Raw genomic sequence first — 17,944 nt, 5'->3', positions numbered from 1 at the left:
CCGCGGCCGGACCGCGACCCCGCCGCCTGCGGCGACCCACCGCCCGCCGGCCGCGCCTGCCGGTCCGCCCGCCCCGCTCGCCGCGGCGCGTGCTCCTGTGACCCGGGCGAAGTGACAGTCGTCATATGACCCGATCGTGGCCCGGGCGGTATTTCCCGGCCGGACTGGCATGATGTCGGCCGTGCCGGAGCCTCACGACGTCCACCAGCCCACCGCGCGGATGCCGGTGGTGGAACCGCGCGGTGTGTACCGGGCGGCCGACCCGCGCCGCACCGCCCTGATCGCCGCGGGCGTCTCCGCTGTCGTCCTGGTGGGGCTCGTGGTCTGGCTGTTCTCCGGCGACGACGAGCAGCCGGCCGCACCGCCGGTGGCCGTGGCGAGCGCGCCGGTGGAGCCGGTCACCGAGGCGACCACGACCGAGCCGGCCGCGGAGCCCACGACGACCCCGGCGGCCACGCCGGCCACCGCGCCGACCACCGCCCCGGTCACCGTGCGCGAGGGCACCCCCGCCGAGTGGATCGCCGGCCTGATCAGCGCGGTGAACGCCCTCGAGGATCAGGACCGGCTCGACGACGACGCCGCCGAGGCGCTGAACCGCCGCCTGGAGCAGGCCGCGGGCCGCCTGCGGCGCGGCGACGTGAAGGGCGCCTCCCGCAAGATCGACGAGTTCGGCAAGAAGCTCGCCGACCTGCGCAAGGACGACGACGTCAGCAAGGAGACGTACGACCTGCTGCGCGCCGCCGCCAAGAAGGTGAAGGACGCCATCCCCCGCCGCTGATCAGGAACGGCCGGAGCTCCGGGCTCACCGCCGACTCCCAGCCGGCCGGGCCGGTTCAACCGGCGGAGTGTCAGAGCACGCCGAGGTCCGCCATCCGCCGGATCTCGCCGACCTGCTCGATCGCGGTCTCGTTGCCCATCTCGGACAGCCGCAGATCGGAGCCCTTCTGCAGCAGGTCGCCGACCATCGTCTGCGCGCCGCGGTGATGCTCGGTCATCATCGTGACCCACTTGCGGTCGAAGTCGGCGCCCCGGGCCGCTTTCAGATCCGCCATCGCCTGAGCGGACTGCATGCCCGGCATGGTCGCGTGGTCGTGGGCCGGATCGGACTCCGGCTGGCCCCGGTCGGCGAGCCAGGCGCGCAGCACCGCGATCTCCGGGCCCTGCGCGGCGGTGATCCGGGCGGCGATGTTCTTCACCCCGGCGTTGGTGGCCCGATCGGGTGCCAGCCCGGCCATTTCGATCGCCTGCGCGTGGTGGGCGATCATCATTTGGGCGTACCCCACGTCGGCCTGGTTGTACGCCGGCATCGCCGGCGCCGTCACCTTGTCGGAGTCGGTGACCGCCGCGGACTCGCCGGGCTTGCCGGGAAGGAGGACCCGCACCGGTGACGAGGACGCGGCGGGCGCGCTCACCGGTCGCGGCTCGTCGGAGGCCCGGGCCAGCCAGGCGACGCCCACCGCGCCGGTCAGAGCCAGAGTTGCGCCGGTCAATGCCAAAGTGCGTCGGTGTTGCATGTATTTCCTTTCCGGCGGGCGGCCCCAAGAACGGTCGAACACGGTTATCGTAACGACCGATATCGCTGTCACCGGGTGCACGCGCGACACGACTCGCCGTGCCCTCGGTGCTCCGCAGCCGGAAGGAGCTTCATGAGGCACTCTGCCCCACGAGGGCGGTTCATGCGCCTGTCCTGTGCGGGGGCGGCGGCGGTCCTGCTCAGTTTCGTGGCAGCCGCGCCGGCCCAGGCCGACGCGGTCATCCCGGGCGTGGATGAGATCGTCAGCAGCCCCAACATCAAACAGATCGCCAACGAGCCGAAGTACGGGGCGTTCGCTCCGGAGAACGCGCTCAACAGCGACCTTGCCTTCCAGGGCAAGTACGCCTACGCCGGCAACTACAACGGTTTCACCGTCTATGACATCAGCAACCCGCGCGACCCCGAGCCGATCACCCAGGCGGTCTGCCCGGGCTCGCAGAACGACGTTTCGATCCAGGGCAACCTGCTCTTCACCGCCACCGACTCGATCCGCAACGACGACTCGTGCAACAGCGTGGCCGTGCCGAACACCGAGCCGGAGGGCACCCCGCGCTGGGAGGGCGTCCGGATCTGGGACATCAGCGACCCGTACAACCCGCAGTACGTCAAGTCGATCCACACCACCTGTGGTTCGCACACGCTGACGCCGGTCCCGGGCAAGGGCAAGGACCGCGGTTCGGTGTACGTCTACGTGTCCTCGTACAACACGACGGCGAACAACCTGCCGAACTGCCCGCTCCCGCACGACAAGATCTCGATCATCAAGGTGCCGGTGAAGAACCCGGCCGCCGCCGCCGTGGTGTCCACGCCGGTGCTCTTCCCGGACGGCGGGTTCCCCGGCGACCCGGACGACCCGCGTGACTACGCGACCAGCGGCTGCCACGACATCACCGCGTACCCGGAGAAGAACCTCGCGGCCGGCGCCTGCATGGGCGACGGCGTGCTCTTCGACATCTCGAACCCGGCGGCGCCCAAGGTGCTGACCACGGTCCGTGACGTGGAGAACTTCGCGTTCTGGCACTCGGCCACCTTCAACAACGACGCCACCAAGATCGTCTTCACCGACGAGCTGGGCGGCGGCGGTGGCGCCGAGTGCAACCCGGCCATCGGGCCGAACAAGGGCGCCGACGCGATCTACGACATCGTGCGCAAGGGCAAGAGCGTCAAGCTCGAGTTCCGCAGCTACTTCAAGATCCCGCGGGAGAACGCGGCGACCGAGAACTGCGTGGCCCACAACGGCTCGCTGATCCCGGTGCCGGGCCGCGACATCATGGTCCAGGCGTGGTACCAGGGCGGCATCTCGGTCTGGGACTTCACCAACTCCCGCAAGCCGGTCGAGATCGCCTACTGGGAGCGCGGGCCGCTGAGCACCGAGCGCCTGATCACCGGCGGCTCCTGGTCGGCGTACTGGTACAACGGCTACATCTTCTCCAACGACATCCAGAAGGGCTTCGACGTCCTTCAGATCAACGATCGCCGGATCGACCGGGCGAAGAAGAGCCGGACCTGGCAGTTCAACCCGCAGACGCAGACCAGCTACCGCCGGTGGTGATCGCGGTCAGCCCCGCTGACTGACGATGCTCCGCTGAGCGCGGCGTTCGCGCTTGCGTTCGTACATCGCGGCGTCGGCGGCACGCAACAGCGTGTCGCCGACGCCCGGTGTCCCGGCCGAGACACCCACGCTGGCGCCGACCCGCAGCACCAGTCCGCTGATCGGCATCGGCTCGGCCACCACCGCGGCGACCTGCTCGGCGAGCCGGCCCGCGGAGGCCGCGTCGGCGCCCGGCAGCAGCACCGCGAACTCGTCGCCACCCAGCCGGGCGGCCAGCTCGCCGGCCCCGAGCAGCCCGGTCAGCCGGGCCGCCACCTCCTGCAGCACCAGGTCACCGGTGTGGTGCCCGTGCTGATCGTTGATCTCCTTGAAGCCGTCCAGGTCGATCAGCAGCATCCCGACCGGATCCGCCGACGCCGCCAGCCGCCGCTGCAGCAGCACCCGGTTGGCCAGCCCGGTCAGCGCGTCGTGGGTGGCCTGCCGGCTCAGCTCGTCGTGCAGGGCGCGCGCCTCGACGACCAGCCGCTCGTTGTCACGCAGCGCCGCGACCTGCCGGCCCAGCACCAGCGCGGTGATCACCACGGCGCCGATCGCCACACCCCACACCCGCAGATCGACCCGCCCGTCCCGCAGCGACACGACCAGCAGGATCTGGGTGCTGATCACGGCCAGGTACGGCAGCCGGCTGGACCGGCCGCCGGCGTTCGGCTGCTCCTCCGCCAGCCGCCACACCTGCAACTGCTGCAGCCGGAAACTCGCCGAGGCCAGCACACACGGCAGCAGCTGCACCACGGTCATCAGGCCGTCGCCGGGATCGCCGAGCAGCCCGGAGGTGATCGGCGCCGCGAACGCCGTACCGGCCACGCCCAGGGCCGCCGAGACACCGGCCGCGCGGCTGAACGGGGCGGTCCCGCTCAGGATCAGCTTGAGCACCCCGAACGTGATCAGCAGCATCACCACGGCGGTGGCCGCGGCGCCCCACCGGTCCGCCGCCTGACGTCCGCTCAGGTCGCCGGCCAGCACGAAGTACCAGAGGAAGACGGCGACACCGGTCAGCACCGTGCTCGCGTCGAACCAGAGCCGCAGCCGCTGCCGGCCCTCACCGCCCAGCGGGTGCCGCAGCATCGCCGCGACCACGATCGTCATCCCGGTGACGACCAGCGCCGTCTGCACGCCACTGATCGTGGTCCGGCCGGGGTCCGCCAGGACCAGCGCGGTCTGATAGCCGTCGCCGAGCAGGCAGGCGGCGCAGGCGACCAGAGCGGTCCGCCAGAACCGCCGCCCCGCCGCCGTCATCATCGGGTGCCGGGCGATCCGCCAGATGAAGTAGACGTTCGCGGCGTCGATTCCGGTCTGCAGCACCCAGGACGTGGCCCGCTGGTCGCCGTGCCGCAGGAACCAGGGGACGATGAACACGCCGAGTGCCACGAGGCCCAGCAGGACCGGGTCGGTGATCCCGGATCGCTTCGGCATGAGGGCTCCCGTCGGCGCATGGTGTCGATGGAGCCCATCGGCCACGAACGGGTGAACGTGAGCGATCCGTATCGGTCAGACGACCCCGGATAGAACGTTCGTTCCGCTCGACGGCGCCGCAGTGACGGCAATCGGCTCCAGACGGCGCGTCAAAAGGGACTTTAAAGACTATTTAGGTACGTTGGGGGCATGACGACGACCCGGGGCAGAGTGCTGCTCCGGTCGTTCCCGGTGCTGTGGGCACTGCTCCTGGCCCTGTTCGCGCCTCTCGCGCCGCCGGGGGCCACCGCGGTTCCGGTGACCGCTTCCGCCGGCCCTCTGGCCGTTCACTCCGGTCCCGTGGCGGCCTACTCCGGCCCCGTGGGGGCCTCCTCGCGAGAGCCGGGGCGGGACGAGGCCTCTTCGGTGGCGGCGGGGCGCGACGAGCGTACGACCGCCTCCTCGCCTGCGGTGACCGTCGCCGGAGCCGTGACCGTGCCGCCGACCGTGACCCGGGCCGTCGCGGACCGTGCCGTCGCGCTGATCGCCTCGCGCACCGCCGGCGTCGCGGGATCCCGCGCGCCGCCGCGCACCGCCCTCGCCTGACTCCCGCTCTCGTGTGCGCTCTCGGGCGTGCCTGAAGCCCGTCCTCCCGTTTGCGCTGAGCGCCCGCCGTCACCGCGGCGTCGTGCGCCCGCGCGCCCTCCGCGACAGGAAAGCCGCCATGAACGTTTTCGCTGAGATGCTGCTGAACGAGCCCACCCCGATGGCCATCTGGGTGGTGCTGATGCTGCTCACCCTGCCCGCGCTGGTAGTGCTGGCCCGGCCGGAAGGGGTCCGCGACCCACGCCGGGCGCTGCTGGAGACGGCGCGGTTCGTGTGGCAGACCGGGGAGCGGCGTGCGGCCCGGCGTTCGCGGCGGGCGGCCGAGGTGGCGCAGACGGTGCGCTATGCCGAGGAGGTACGGGTCGCGGCCACCCAGGCCACCGAGGCGGTCGACCGCTGGCAGGCGCACTGGCAGGCAGCCGCCGACCGGGTCGACGCGACGTCGGCGGCCTGGCAGGCGGCGTCCGCGCGGTGGGAGCGCAGCCGGGCCGCGGCGGCCTTCGGCACGCCGTGGACACCCCGGACCACGCTGGAGTACGCGGCCCGCGAGCGGTTCCTGCACCAGGAGGTACGGGCGGCCGTGGAGCGTGGTGAGCTGCCCGGTGACGCGGTCGGCGACGCCCTGGCCGGCCGGGCCGGATGGGACCCGCGGCTGCACCCGGTCGCGCAGGAGCTGGTGGTGCACCGGGCGTGCGCGGCGTACCTGGAACGGGCACACCGGGCCGCGGTCGCCGCCGAGCGGGCCGCCTGGCACGACGTGCAGCTGGCCCGCCGCAGCCGGGACAGCCTGCGGCGGGAGGCGGTGCTGGCCGAGGCACGGATCGTGTCGCCGGCGGTCACCCGGCCTGCCGTGCGCCGGGCCGTCCTCGTTCCGGCCTGACGGGTCCTGGCTCGTGGCCTCGCTCGCCTGACCGATCCTGATAATTGCTGGAATGCGATTCACATTCGATTTATCCGAGCAATTCTCGAATATGAAGCCGCCCGGCCGCGTTGCGCGGCCGGGCGGTGCCGTGCCGGGCGCCCCCGTGGGGGATCGCTACGGCACCTCGGGGTGCACATCGTGAAAGGAGCCGCTCAGTTCAGGGGTTCCATCGGTGCGCACCGATAGGTAGACTCTGTCACGAAACAACGATGTCGAATTCGCCGTCCTTGGCGGAGTCCACGAAGGCGGTCCACTCCGCCTGCGTGAACATGAGGGCCGGACCTGTTCGGTCCTTGCTGTCACGGACGGCGATTTCTCCGTCGAGGAATGCGACCTCGACGCAGTTGTTGCCTCCGCTGCCGTTGCTACGGCTGCCCTTCCTCCAGACGGCACCATCGATTTGGTGCGCGAGCAACTCAAGCACCTCCCTTTTCTGAGGATTCCTCGGGGAGTGCTAAGCGACGAGCAGGCTCTCGATCATCTTTACGGTCGTGCGATGGTCGAGCGCCTTGGCGCTCAATCGCTCGAACTCCTGTCGATACCAGTCAACCATGTCTGGTTGTTCCTCATACAAGTCTCCCGCAAGGCCTTCCATGTAAACAACATCCATATGGGTGGTCTCTCGGAATTCCAGCAGGGTGGCAGGTCCGCTCAGGAACAGGTGCTCGCCGGCGGTCAGCGGCAGGATCCGCAAGAATACATTCGACAATTTAGCTATTTCTATCAAATGCCTGAGCTGCTCTTTCATGGTCTCTTCGCCGCCGATCACCCGGCGCAGCACCGACTCGTCCATGAACGCGGAGAACTCCAGCGGGCGCTCCCCGCGCAGCCGTCCCTGTCGGGTTTTGCGCAGAGCGATCCGCCGGTCGATGTGCTCCTCGGGGTCGAGTGGCCGCCCGCTGGTCATCAGCGCGCGCATGTAGGCAGGGGTCTGGAGCAGGCCGGGAAGGATCACCGGCTCCCAGGTGCGCACCGCCGAGGCCGCCGCCTCCAGGCCGACGAAGTTGCCGGGGCGCATGATGTCGCGGTAATCCGTCCACCACGTCCGCTCCCGTGACATCCGGGCCAGCTCGACCAGCGCCTCGCGATAGCTCTGATCCCGCACGTTGTAAAGGGTGAGCAGATCGCGCACGTCCCGCGGGGTGACCGCGACCCGCGCCGTCTCGATCCGGGTGACCTTGGCGGAGTGCCACTCGAAATGGCGCGACACATCCTGCTGAGTCAGGCCGGCGGCTTCCCGGCATCGTTTGAGCTCCGTCCCCAAGCGGCGGCGGCGCAGCGTCGGACCTTCGATATCGGACACCTGGACTCCCTACGGTCCTGATGGGGTCGATATTACGACTGCTGTCTCACGATCCACGAGCCACATTCATGATCGTCATTTCACACTGATCAATAACGGCGAGGCCTGAATCAGAAGTCTAGTACTTCTTGTATTGACCTTGCTGTTGGGTACATGATGCTGCGGACATCGAGTTCTGTCTTGTTTCCTACACACATAGGCAAAAAGATCATTGGAACTTGCGTCTAAGGGGCGTGGGCGGAGTGTTGGCTGACCAGTACTACCTGATCGCACACGAGGACCGGACAGGACGGTCGCGCCTGCATCCTCGTGCGACCGGCCTGGGCCTGGCTGCCGCGTTATTGGCCGAGCTGGTCCTGGAAGGCCGTATCGGAGTCACCGACGGCGACCTCTTCATCCTCGACCGGCACCCGCCGCTCGACTCGCTGGACCACGACATCCTGGCCCTTCTCGTCGCGCAACCACAACACCGGGACGTCCGGACCTGGCTCGCCTTCCTGTCCCAGGACGCGGCGGCGCGGGTCGGCGAGCGGCTGGTCCGCATGGGCGCGGTCGAGCCGGTCACCCGCCGGCGGATGCTGGGCACCGCGCAGACGCTCTACATGCCGAACAGCGCTCAGCAGCGCAACGCCGCCGCCTGGGCCTCGACCCGCCTGGCCAACCTGCTGGTTCGTGGCATGGAGCTGAGCGTCGTCGACCGGATGCTGGTCAGCCTGGTCTCCGCGACCGGCCTGACCCGGCAGGTCCTCTACGGGTTCGAGAACTACCCGCACGCCTTCCAGTACCTCCCCAACGCCGCCGCATCCCTGCCCAGCGACCTGCGGGAGATCGTCGACTACACCGAGGCCTCGATCGGCTCGGTCGTGACCGTTGGCCGCCGATGAGCGAGCTTGCGAGCGAATCAATGAGCAAACTCAACAGCTCATCGCGGCGCCGGAGCGCAGCGGAGGTGACGGGATGAGTTCCGGTAGGCACGCGCTCAGGCACAACAACCAGGATCAGTGGGCCGGCCGGTTACTGATGGACCGCAAACCCGCCATCGAGCCGGACATCATCACCAGGGCCCTGGCCAGCAACCGCATGGGCGTGGCCTCGGTGGTGTTCTTCGGAGTCGCCGGAGCGGCGCCCCTCACGGTCATCATCGGCTCCATCTCGGCGATCTACGCCATTCAGGGCAGCACCGCCGTGCCGGTGGCCTACCTGGTGGTGGCCGGGATCCTCTCGCTGTTCACGGTCGGCTTCGTCGCGATGAGCCGGCACATCGTCAACTCCGGCGCCTTCTACTCGTACATCAGTCACGGGCTGGGCCGGATGATCGGCGTCGGGGCGGCGTTCGTGGCGCTCCCCGCGTACTCGCTGATGCAGATCGGCCTCTTCGGGCTCTTCGGGTCGGCCGCCGCCGGGATCCTCGCCGAGTTCGGTCTCGAGGTCTCCTGGTACGTCTGCGCCCTCGTGGCCTGGGCGCTGGTCACCGTGCTCGGTGTGCTCTGGGTGGACCTCAGCGGCAAGGTGCTGGCCGTCCTGCTGATCGCCGAGATCAGCATCGTCCTCGTCTACGACCTGGTGATGGTCGCGAACCCGGCCGGCGGCGAGGTCTCCTTCGCCACGCTGTCCCCGGCGCCGATGGTCACGCCCGTGGTCGGCTCGCTGCTGGTGCTGGCGATCGCCGGCTTCGTCGGGTTCGAGGCGACGGTGGTGCTCTCCGAGGAGGCGCGCGACCCGAAACGCACCATCGCCCGCGCCACCCACCTCGCGGTGCTGCTGGCCGGCCTGCTCTGTGGCCTCTCGGCCTGGGCGATGTCGGTCGCCACCGGCCCGGACCGGATCCTCGCGGTCGCCGGCGAGCACCAGACCGACCTGGTGTTCAAGCTGGTCGGGCCGCATCTGCCGGGCATCCTGGTGGACATCGGCTACGTGCTGTTCATGACCAGCGTCTTCGCGGCGCTGCTGGCCTTCCACGCTGCTGTGTCGAGGTACCAGTTCTCCCTCGGCCGGGAGGGCGTGCTGCCGTCGGCCTGGGGTTACACCCACCCGCGGACCGGCGCGCCGCTGCTCGGCTCGATCACCCAGAGCGTGCTCGCGCTGGTGGTGATGAGCGCGTACGCCGCCGCCGGGGCGGAGCCGCTGCTCTACCTGTTCGCCTGGCTGACCACGATCGGCGGCCTGGGCGTGCTGATCCTGATGTGGGCCGCGTCGGCCTCGGTGATCGCGTTCTTCCAGCAGCATCGGCGGGGCGAGAACGCCTGGCGTGCCTACATCGCGCCGTTCCTGGCCTTCCTGCTGCTGTCCATCGTCCTCGCCGCGACGATCATCGGGTTCGGCGACCTGTTGCAGGTGTCCGAGGACTCGATGTTCCGATGGGTCTTCCCGGTCGCCTACCTGGGTGTCGCCGGGCTGGGTGTGCTCTGGGCGCTGATCATGCGGGCCGTGCGGCCGGAGGTCTACGCGGCGATCGGCCGCGGCGCCGACGTGCACGTTCCCGCCGCCGTCGAGAACGACTTCCCGCCACCGCTCCCGCCGATCACTCCGGTGGGCGCACGCGGCTACCACTACTGAACGTCCGTCCGGAAAGGAAACCGATGACGTACGCCATCCAGGAACTGGTCATCCGGGATGTCACCCCGGTCGACACCGACGAGATCACCGATCTCGTCGCCGAGGCGATGCGTGACGGCCCGGTCGCCCGGTGGCTGCACACCGATCCCGAGGTACGCCGCCGCGAGGCCCCCCACTACTTCTCGATCTTCGTGGAGCACGCCACCCGGCACGGTGAGGTCTACGCGACCGCCGATGCGGAGAGCGGCCGTCTCTCCGGCGTCGCCCTCTGGTTCCCGCTCACGTCGCTGATCCCGCCGCCGGTCGACTACGAGCGCCGGCTGAAGGAGGCGGCGGGTGACGCCTTCGACCGTGCCTGTCAACTGGACCTGGCGATCGAAGAGCACCACCCGCTCGATCCGCACCACTACCTGGCGTTCCTCGCCGTACGCCCGGAGGAGCAGAACCGCGGCGTCGGCAGCGCCCTGCTCGACCGCCATCACGCCCGGCTCGATCACGCCGGGATCCCGGCCTATCTGGAGGCCAACGATCCCCGGAACCGCGACCTGTACCTGCGGCACGGGTATCAGGTCCGGTCCGTGATCCAGCTACCCGACGGGCCGCCGCTCTGGACGATGTGGAGGGCGCCTATGGCGGATTGACACCCTCTCGCGTCCGCTAAGCGGCGGCGGGGAACTCGTACATCCAGAAGGATTGTTCGTCGATCTTGTTGAACCGCATGTTGTTGTTGCAGAGCCGGCCCACCATCAGCCGGAAGATCCGGGACATGCGGCGCACCTCGTCGTTGTAGGTGCAGATGTCGAGACCGACCATGCCGTTCTGGGTGGCCGCCACCAGGTACATCTCCTCGACCAGCTGGGCGAAGGCTTCCTTGCCCTGGGCCTGCGGGCTGACCGCGACGAAGACGATGTACCAGATGCGCCTCGCCGCGAAGTGATCGGGCCATCGGCGCTCGAAGTACTGCGGCGCGATCAAGGGGATCGCTTCGAGGTGGTTGGTGTAGCAGGCGATGCCCGACAGGCTGCCGTCGGCCTCCATGGCCAGGTACTTGTCGACCCGGCTGTCCACCATGACCTCGTCGAACTCCTCGCGGTGCATGAGATGCCGCTGGGCGGCTCGCGAGTTCAGCTCCTCGAACGCGTCCCTGTAGAGAGTCCAGGCTGCCTCCAGAAGCTGGGCATCGGTGATCTGGGCGAGGACCTTGACAAGCATGGCTGCTCCCCTGCGCCTCGTACTTATGTAGGTCGATGACAGTTGACCAACAGAGTACGAAGAGCAATCGTGCCGCGACAATGCGTTGCGCTGAATTAAATGTGCCATTCCAGTAAGGAGGGATGCCCTTGGGTGATGTTTCTGCAACTTGCGTAGTTGCAGGTGGAGAAGCCGGATCGTACCCGTCGGAGTCCTTGTCGGCAATTCGTGGGAAACGCGGCTGGAATCGGTTCTGGAAAGTGCACGATCCCGTGGATCAGCCTTTCTGTGGAATGCACCGAGTACTAGCCTTCGCGCGGTGGACGATAGGTGTTCACCTCGATCACGAAAGCCGGTGGGGCTCACCCTTCGACGACGCGGCGGGTGTGGTGCGGCCAGGTACCGCGGGCCACCGGCGGTGAGGAGCGCATCCCCGCTCGCCACCCGGTGGTCCGCATCCATGTGTGTACATCGATTGACATAGTTTGGTGTCCAAACATAATCTGCCCAGGTCTTCCTCCCGCCGTCCTCGCTAGGAGCGTCATGACGCGACTACTCGGCAGATTGCTCGCGCTCGCCCTGATCGCCTCGGGGCTGGCCTGGGCCACCCCGGCGCAGGCCGCGCCGTCCGCCGCCGCGATAACCCGGGCCATGCAGCCCGGCTGGAACCTGGGCAACACCTTCGACGCCACCGGGGCCGACGAGACCTCGTGGGGCAACCCGCGGGTCACCCGCGAACTCCTGGCGAACATCCGCAAGCAGGGCTTCAAGAGCATCCGCATCCCGGTGACCTGGGGCCAGCACCAGGGCCCGGCGCCGGACTGGACGATCGACCCCGCCTACCTGGCCCGGGTGCAGGAGGTCGTCGGCTGGGCGCTGGACCAGGGCTTCTACGTGATGATCAATATTCATCACGACTCGTGGCAGTGGATCAACACGATGCCCACCGACCACGACACCGTGCTCGCCCGCTACAACGCGATCTGGACCCAGGTGGCGACGGCCTTCCGGGACACGTCTCCGAGGCTGGTCCTGGAGAGCGTGAACGAGCCGCAGTTCGCCGGCAGCTCCGGCGACGCCGAGAACTACGCGCTGCTCGCCGAACTCAACACGTCCTTCCACCGGATCGTGCGCGGCACCGGCGGCGGCAACACCACCCGGGCGCTCGTCCTGCCGACCCTGCACACCAACGCCGACCAGGGCCGCCTCGACGCCACCGTCGCCGAGTTCGCCGCCCTGAACGACCCGTACCTGATCGCGACCGTGCACTACTACGGGTACTGGCCGTTCAGCGTCAACGTGGCCGGCGGTTACCGGTTCGACGAGACCGCCCAGCAGGAACTGCTCGGCACCTTCCAGCGGCTCCGCGACTCGTTCGGCGCCCGGGGCATCCCGGTGATCCTCGGCGAGTACGGCCTGCTCGGCTTCGACCGCCACACCGGCACCATCGAACAGGGCGAGAAGCTGAAGTTCTTCGAACTCTTCGGCCACCAGGCGCGGATCAGCGGGATCACCACGATGCTGTGGGACAACGGGCAGCACTTCGACCGTACCGCCGCGGTCTGGAGAGACCGTGAGCTGTTCGCCCACATCTCCACCAGCTGGAAGACGCGGAGCGGCACCGCCGCGACCGACGTGCTGTTCGTGCGCCGGTCCGCGCCGGTCACCGCGCAGACGATCACCCTCGATCCCCACGGCACCGGCTTCACCCACGTCCGGCTCGGCGACACCACGCTGCGCCGGGGCCCCGACTACCAGGTGTCCGGCGATCGGCTCACGCTCAGCGCGGGGTTGCTGCAGAAGCTGACGAAGCCTGCGGGGTACGGGGTGAAAGCGTCACTGACCCTCCGGTTCTCCCGGGGCGTCCCGTGGCGGCTCGACATCGTCAGCTACGACACGCCGTCGCTGTCCGCCGTCACCGGGACGACCGCCGCGTACGCCGTTCCCACCGTCTTCAACGGTGACCGTCTCGCCACCATGACGGCCACCTACGCGGACGGCGGCAACGCCGGACCGCACGGATGGACGCCGTACAAGGAGTTCGACCGGGCGTTCGCCCCGGACTACACCGCCGGCACGATCCGGCTGACCCCGGAGTTCTTCGCCGAGGTCACCGAGGGCGCGGTGGTCACGCTGACGTTCGTCTTCTGGAGCGGCGAGACCGTCTCCTACCGGGTGACCCGCACCGGAGACGTGGTCACCGGAGCCCTCGCCGGCTGACCGGACGTCCGGGCGGCGCAGCGGTGGGGCCACCGCTGCGCCGCCCGGTCTTTGCGCCGCCCGGCCTTTGCCTCGCCTGACCCGCGCCTCGCCCTGCCTCGCCTCACCCTTGCGTCGCCTCGCCTTTCGGCCAGTGGTTTCCGGGGCCTGATCCGAACCGGTCATCGCCCGGCCTTTTCGAGAGCCGGCCTTTCGCGGGCCGGCCGGGCGAGGGTCGTGACCGGTTCAGGCGGTGGTGGCGAGGCGGAGACCGAGAGCGATCAGGACGGCGCCGGTGACAGCGTCCAGGGAGCGGCGCACTCCCGGGCGCGACAGGAACCGCCGCAACGCGGACACCAGATTGGCGACCACGGCGAACCAGGCGATCGTCACCGTCACGGCGACCAGCGACAGCAGCAGCACGTCAGCGGGTGCGCCGTCGACCGGGGCGAACTGAGGCAACACCGCGACGAAGAACACGCCGCACTTCGGGTTGAGCACATTGGTCAGCAAGCCGTCCCGGAAGGAGATCCGCAAGGGCGCTTCACCGCTTGCGAAAGGCGTCTGCTCCGGCCCGGCCCCGCGACGCCGGGCGGCGAGGAGCGCGGTGACCCCGAGCCAGATGAGGTACGCCGCCCCGGCGAGCTTGACCACCGTGAACGCGACCGCCGACGCGGCGAGCAGCGCGGCCACCCCCAAGGCGGCGGCCACCGACCAGGCGAACACTCCGGCAGCGACCCCGGCTGCCGCGGCCAGACCGTGCAGTCGCCCAGCCACCACCGACCGCCGCACCACCACAGCGAAGTCCGGCCCGGGCGACATCGCCGCCAGCCCGATCACCCCGCCGAACGCCAGTACCTGCCCCCACGAACTCATACCCCATCCTCACCCGCCCGCCCTCCTCCCCGCACCAGCCGAGCCTCTCCGCCCGTTCCTCCGTGTCGTCCCGACGCAGCACACCACCCTCGTCGGCTGGTCCTCAGTGCTGTCTCGGGTCAGTACAGACAGCACTGGTAGCCAGCCCGGAAGATCTCGGCTGGTCGTCATGGCTGTCTCCGCCGCCCTGAGACAGCCATGACGGCCAGCTGGGAAGGGGTGGCTGGAGACAAGCCCTGACAACCAGCTGCGGGAGGTCAGGGGTGGAAGGACAGGGTGGCGACGGTGATGTCCGGGTTCTCGAAGAGCACGAACAGGGCGTGAGTGCCGGAGGTCGGGGGGACCGGGGCCGAGACCTCGGCCGGTTCGCCGGCCGAGGCGGTCAAGGTGGCCAGGATCGGGCCGGTGAACGGGTCGTCCAGGCGCAGCACGACGGCGGACTCCGTGCCGGCGGAGAGCACGGCCCGCACGCTGGTCACGGGCTCGTCGAAGTCCAGGTCGTCGAAGACCGCCCAGGCGCCGGGTTCGGTGCTGCGCAGGGCCTCGAGGGGCGGTGCCGGGATGGCGGCGGGGGTCGTTCCGGCGTACCCATCGTTGTCGATCATCCGCAACACGGACCGCGGTGAGCGAAGGGGAATGCGCTCGCCGTGGACGCGCAGCGTCGTGGTCAGGCGCCAGTCGGTGCTGGACCGGCCGACGGCGACGGTGTGCGCGGCGTCCTCGATCACCCAGCGGGACCGGGTCACGTCCCAGAACGCCAGCTCGGCCGCCGGAAGCAACAGTTCCACGGTGGACCGCTCGCCGGGTTCGAGGCGCAGGCGCCGGTAGCCACGCAGGCGCCGCAACGGCTGCTTCACCCGGGAACGTTGCTGCCGGGTGTAGAGCTGTACGACCTCGACGCCCGGGCGGTCGCCGGTGTTGACCACGTCGACGGTGACGGTGACCTCGCCGTCCGGGCCGATGCTGTCCGCGCTGATCCGCAGGTTGTCGTAGTGGAAACGGGTGTACGACAGGCCGTGCCCGAACGGGAAGAGCGGCGTGCCACGGTAGTAGAGGTAGGTGGCGTCGGTCGCGATGATGTCGTAGTCGAGCAGGTCCGGCAGTTCGCCCGCGTCGGCGTACCAGGTCTGGGTGAGCCGGCCCGCCGGGTCCACCGGGAGGCCGGCCGGGTCGCTGCCGAACAGCACGTCGGCGATGGCGGCGCCGTGCTCCTGACCGCCGTGCGACGACCAGAGCAGAGCCGGGAGGTTGTCCCGGGCCCAGCTCACCGCGTACGGGTAGCTGCTGGTCAGGGCCAGCACGGTCCGCGGGTTCGCCGCGTGCACGGCCCGGAGCAGGTCGTCCTGGGTGCCGGGGAGCGCGAGGTCACGCCGGTCCGCGGTCTCCCGGCCGGCGACCAGTGGATGATTGCCGAGCGCCAGCACCACCACGTCGGCGCCGGCCGCCACCGCTGCGGCCGCCGCGACCCCGTCGACCAGCAGGTCCACCGTGAACACGGCGGCATCCCCGATCCGCTCCGCGGCGGTGCGGACCAGCCCGTCCGGGCCGGCCGTCAGGTAACGGCCGCTCTGCACGTGCAGCACCGCCACCCCGTCGCCGGACGGCTCGAACCGGAATGTCTCGCGGACCTCCCAGCCGTTCGGGCCGGGCCGGTCGGCGACCAGCAGGTGCGACTCGGCGCCCAGGCCGTCGGCGCCGACGAACCGGCCACCGGCCACCGCCCGCAGCGAGAACGTCTCCTCACCCCAGTCCAGCAGGTCGAAGAGCGCCACATCCGGGACGTCGCCGGCGGGGATCACCCGGAGCGGGCCGTCGCCGACACTCAGGAAACCGGCGTCGCAACGCAGCGCCACCCGGTCGGTGCCCTCGTGGTGAAGAACCTCACCGGCGCGTTCCGCGACGGCGTCGAGCAGGGTGCGGCGGTACGGCGGGGTGCCGCTGTACCAGTCGTCGAACGTGGCGCCGGCGAGCGGCCCGATCACCGCGATCCGGCCGGTTGCGGCCGGGTTCAGCGGCAGGATGCCGTCGTTGCCGAGCAGCACCACCGAGGCGCGGGCGGCCTCCCGGGCCAGCAGCCGGTGTTCCGGGCAGTCGATCACCTCGGGTCCGGTGTCCCGGTACGGGTCCTCCTCCGGGTTGAACTCGCCGAGCCGGACCCGTACGGACAGGATGTGCCGGACCGCGGCGTCCACGTCGGACTCGGTGATCAGCCCGCGTTCGAGAGCCGTGGTGAACGACTCCTCGGAGAGCGGCCCCGCCTCGGTCACACAGTCGATGCCGGCCTTCAGCGCGGCCGCGAACCCGGCCGGGTGGTCGTCGAACAGGTGCTGGTCACCGGCGAGGTTGTGGACCGCGTACGCGTCACCGACCACCATCACGTCGTCCTCGGCCCAGCCCCGCAGCACCTCGTTGATCAGCGGGCTGAGATGGGTGGGCCGGCCGTTGATCAGGTTGTAGGAGGCCATCACGGCGACCGCGGCTCCGGCGGCCAGGGCCGGGCGGAAGGCCGGCAGCTCGTACTCCTGCAGCACGCGCGGCGGCATGTTGCTGGAGGTCAGGCAGCGGTCGGTCTCGTTGTTGTAGGCCAGGAAGTGCTTGAGCGTCGGCGCGGTGCGCAGCCAGCGCGGGTCGTCACCGCGGAGACCGCCGGAGTACGCCGTGCTCAGCACCCCGGTCAGCCACGGGTCCTCGGCGTAACCCTCCTCGTTGCGGCCCCACCGGGGGTCCCGGAGCAGGTTCACCACCGGGGCCCAGACGTTGAGGCCGACGTTCTCCGGGTCGCGGTGGTGCATGGCGCGGACCTCGGTGCCGACGGCCGTGCCGACCCGGCGCAGCAGGTCCGGGTCCCAGCTGGAGGCGAGGCCGACGGCCTGCGGGAAAGCGCTTGCTGTGCCGAGCCAGGCGACGCCGTGCAGCGCTTCGGTGCCGGTGCGGAAGGAGGCGACGCCGAGCCGGGGGACAGCGGCCTGGTGCTGGTGCAGGAGGGCGATCTTCTCCGCCACGTCGAGCCGGCCCAGAAGGTCGGACACCCGCGCGGCGAGCTTCTGCTGCGGGTCGCGAAAGACGATGCGAGAGGGGGATGCGGTCACAACGTGTTCCTTCGGGCCGAGCCGCGTTGTCGAAGCGCTTCGACAACGCGGCGAAAGAAGCCTCCGCGAGTGGGTTTCGCGAATGTTTCGGACGGAGTTCCCTGAGGCTCGCACCACAGTTACGCCTCGGTCAAGGCGCAGCGGGCATGTTTGGTCATCGATTGTTACCCGCCGCGCGCCCACCGCTCCGGCCCGGCAGGCGCGCGGCGACCCGATCGACAGCACGGATCACCAGGTCGTTTCGGGTAGAGGCGGCAGTCGATAGGCGGCCGTGTCCGCGCCGCATCGGCGCCCCAAGATCGGCGCAGGCTCGCGAGGCGGTTGCCGTTCGGGGTCGAGGTTTGCGGCGGGTCAGCGGTGTGGGCTCGAAGGGCGGGGGCGCGCCGGCCGGGTCGGGCACCTGAAACATCGGCGTGAGGTCCAAGGGACGGGAAGCACCCGGGGGTCAGAGCAGCCCTCGTGAGGTCGGCTCGGAGGTTCAAGGGCCGATGGCGTCCGCGGGCGAAGATGCCCTCGGGGCTCAAGGGCCCATGGTGTCCGCGGTCAGAGCAGCCCTCGGGACGTTGGCGTGGCGCTCATGGGCTGACGGCTGAAGAGCGTATCGACGCCGCGAGGCCGGCGTGAGAATCGTCCGGCCATGGCGACGCCGGTGGGTTTCGAGAGG

General features: G+C 69.8%; 15 protein-coding genes. 8 read left to right on the top strand and 7 right to left on the bottom strand.

Annotated elements, in window-relative coordinates; all coding sequences use genetic code 11:
- The first annotated feature begins 181 nt into the window (after window positions 1-181).
- Entirely contained in the window at window positions 182-778 is a 597-nt protein-coding gene (locus ACZ3II_RS07460) for an FIMAH domain-containing protein (protein WP_465516787.1), read from the top strand.
- A gap of 70 nt (window positions 779-848) precedes the next feature.
- On the opposite strand, the gene ACZ3II_RS07455 is transcribed toward ACZ3II_RS07460, so the two are convergent.
- Window positions 849-1,490, bottom strand: coding sequence for a DUF305 domain-containing protein (locus tag ACZ3II_RS07455; protein WP_465516786.1), 642 nt, complete (start codon window positions 1,488-1,490; stop codon window positions 849-851).
- Between the two features lie 186 nt (window positions 1,491-1,676).
- On the opposite strand from ACZ3II_RS07455, the gene ACZ3II_RS07450 reads away from it, so the two are divergent.
- The gene (locus ACZ3II_RS07450) at window positions 1,677-3,086 is read left to right on the top strand and encodes an LVIVD repeat-containing protein (RefSeq protein ID WP_465517245.1); all 1,410 of its coding nucleotides are present in this window, start codon (window positions 1,677-1,679) and stop codon (window positions 3,084-3,086) included.
- Between the two features lie 6 nt (window positions 3,087-3,092).
- On the opposite strand, the gene ACZ3II_RS07445 is transcribed toward ACZ3II_RS07450, so the two are convergent.
- On the bottom strand, window positions 3,093-4,559 hold the full coding sequence (locus tag ACZ3II_RS07445; RefSeq protein WP_465516785.1) for a diguanylate cyclase domain-containing protein: 1,467 nt from the start codon (window positions 4,557-4,559) through the stop codon (window positions 3,093-3,095).
- Window positions 4,560-4,748: 189 nt separating this feature from the next.
- Here ACZ3II_RS07445 and ACZ3II_RS07440 point away from each other — a divergent pair, with 189 nt between their 5' ends.
- Both ACZ3II_RS07440 and ACZ3II_RS07435 read left to right on the top strand, forming a co-directional pair.
- Window positions 4,749-5,144: a hypothetical protein gene (locus ACZ3II_RS07440; RefSeq protein WP_465516784.1), complete on the top strand. Its 396-nt coding sequence runs from the start codon at window positions 4,749-4,751 to the stop codon at window positions 5,142-5,144.
- Window positions 5,145-5,262: 118 nt separating this feature from the next.
- Window positions 5,263-6,024, top strand: a complete 762-nt coding sequence (locus ACZ3II_RS07435) for a hypothetical protein (protein WP_465516783.1) — start codon at window positions 5,263-5,265, stop codon at window positions 6,022-6,024.
- 238 nt (window positions 6,025-6,262) lie between these two features.
- Here ACZ3II_RS07435 and ACZ3II_RS07430 read toward each other — a convergent pair whose 3' ends face one another.
- Both ACZ3II_RS07430 and ACZ3II_RS07425 read right to left on the bottom strand, forming a co-directional pair.
- On the bottom strand, window positions 6,263-6,481 hold the full coding sequence (locus ACZ3II_RS07430) for a DUF397 domain-containing protein (protein ID WP_465517244.1): 219 nt from the start codon (window positions 6,479-6,481) through the stop codon (window positions 6,263-6,265).
- 39 nt (window positions 6,482-6,520) lie between these two features.
- Window positions 6,521-7,369: a helix-turn-helix domain-containing protein gene (locus tag ACZ3II_RS07425; RefSeq protein ID WP_465516782.1), complete on the bottom strand. Its 849-nt coding sequence runs from the start codon at window positions 7,367-7,369 to the stop codon at window positions 6,521-6,523.
- A gap of 242 nt (window positions 7,370-7,611) precedes the next feature.
- On the opposite strand from ACZ3II_RS07425, the gene ACZ3II_RS07420 reads away from it, so the two are divergent.
- The 3 genes from ACZ3II_RS07420 to ACZ3II_RS07410 all read left to right on the top strand — a co-directional run bounded on the left by ACZ3II_RS07420 (window position 7,612) and on the right by ACZ3II_RS07410 (window position 10,566).
- Window positions 7,612-8,253: a GOLPH3/VPS74 family protein gene (locus tag ACZ3II_RS07420; RefSeq protein ID WP_465516781.1), complete on the top strand. Its 642-nt coding sequence runs from the start codon at window positions 7,612-7,614 to the stop codon at window positions 8,251-8,253.
- Between the two features lie 73 nt (window positions 8,254-8,326).
- Window positions 8,327-9,925: an APC family permease gene (locus tag ACZ3II_RS07415; protein ID WP_465516780.1), complete on the top strand. Its 1,599-nt coding sequence runs from the start codon at window positions 8,327-8,329 to the stop codon at window positions 9,923-9,925.
- Window positions 9,926-9,948: 23 nt separating this feature from the next.
- Window positions 9,949-10,566: a GNAT family N-acetyltransferase gene (locus ACZ3II_RS07410; RefSeq protein ID WP_465516779.1), complete on the top strand. Its 618-nt coding sequence runs from the start codon at window positions 9,949-9,951 to the stop codon at window positions 10,564-10,566.
- A 16-nt stretch (window positions 10,567-10,582) separates the two neighbouring features.
- Here the strand turns inward: ACZ3II_RS07410 and ACZ3II_RS07405 are convergent, their stop codons facing one another.
- Window positions 10,583-11,137 carry a hypothetical protein gene (locus ACZ3II_RS07405; protein ID WP_465516778.1) on the bottom strand — a complete coding sequence of 185 codons (555 nt, stop codon included), beginning with the start codon at window positions 11,135-11,137 and terminating at the stop codon, window positions 10,583-10,585.
- Between the two features lie 522 nt (window positions 11,138-11,659).
- Here ACZ3II_RS07405 and ACZ3II_RS07400 point away from each other — a divergent pair.
- Complete coding sequence (locus tag ACZ3II_RS07400; protein WP_465516777.1) at window positions 11,660-13,336, top strand: cellulase family glycosylhydrolase; 1,677 nt, start codon at window positions 11,660-11,662, stop codon at window positions 13,334-13,336.
- 225 nt (window positions 13,337-13,561) lie between these two features.
- Here ACZ3II_RS07400 and ACZ3II_RS07395 read toward each other — a convergent pair whose 3' ends face one another.
- On the bottom strand, window positions 13,562-14,191 hold the full coding sequence (locus ACZ3II_RS07395) for a LysE family translocator (protein ID WP_465516776.1): 630 nt from the start codon (window positions 14,189-14,191) through the stop codon (window positions 13,562-13,564).
- Between the two features lie 257 nt (window positions 14,192-14,448).
- Window positions 14,449-17,280, bottom strand: a complete 2,832-nt coding sequence (locus ACZ3II_RS07390) for a glycoside hydrolase family 3 C-terminal domain-containing protein (RefSeq protein WP_465516775.1) — start codon at window positions 17,278-17,280, stop codon at window positions 14,449-14,451.
- Window positions 17,281-17,944: the final 664 nt, after the last annotated feature.

The sequence above is a fragment of the Actinoplanes sp. NPDC019969 genome (assembly GCF_055562375.1).
Note: the sequence above shows the minus strand (reverse complement) of the source record. Positions and strands in the feature narration are given on the sequence as shown.

Bases quoted from the DNA above. Each gene is read 5' to 3' on its own strand.
- ACZ3II_RS07440 (WP_465516784.1), top strand. From the start codon at position 4,749: ATGACGACGACCCGGGGCAGAGTGCTGCTCCGGTCGTTCCCGGTGCTG.
- ACZ3II_RS07400 (WP_465516777.1), top strand. From the start codon at position 11,660: ATGACGCGACTACTCGGCAGATTGCTCGCGCTCGCCCTGATCGCCTCG.
- ACZ3II_RS07450 (WP_465517245.1), top strand. From the start codon at position 1,677: ATGCGCCTGTCCTGTGCGGGGGCGGCGGCGGTCCTGCTCAGTTTCGTG.
- ACZ3II_RS07395 (WP_465516776.1), bottom strand. From the start codon at position 14,191: ATGAGTTCGTGGGGGCAGGTACTGGCGTTCGGCGGGGTGATCGGGCTG.
- ACZ3II_RS07445 (WP_465516785.1), bottom strand. From the start codon at position 4,559: ATGCCGAAGCGATCCGGGATCACCGACCCGGTCCTGCTGGGCCTCGTG.
- ACZ3II_RS07410 (WP_465516779.1), top strand. From the start codon at position 9,949: ATGACGTACGCCATCCAGGAACTGGTCATCCGGGATGTCACCCCGGTC.
- ACZ3II_RS07415 (WP_465516780.1), top strand. From the start codon at position 8,327: ATGAGTTCCGGTAGGCACGCGCTCAGGCACAACAACCAGGATCAGTGG.
- ACZ3II_RS07405 (WP_465516778.1), bottom strand. From the start codon at position 11,137: ATGCTTGTCAAGGTCCTCGCCCAGATCACCGATGCCCAGCTTCTGGAG.
- ACZ3II_RS07435 (WP_465516783.1), top strand. From the start codon at position 5,263: ATGAACGTTTTCGCTGAGATGCTGCTGAACGAGCCCACCCCGATGGCC.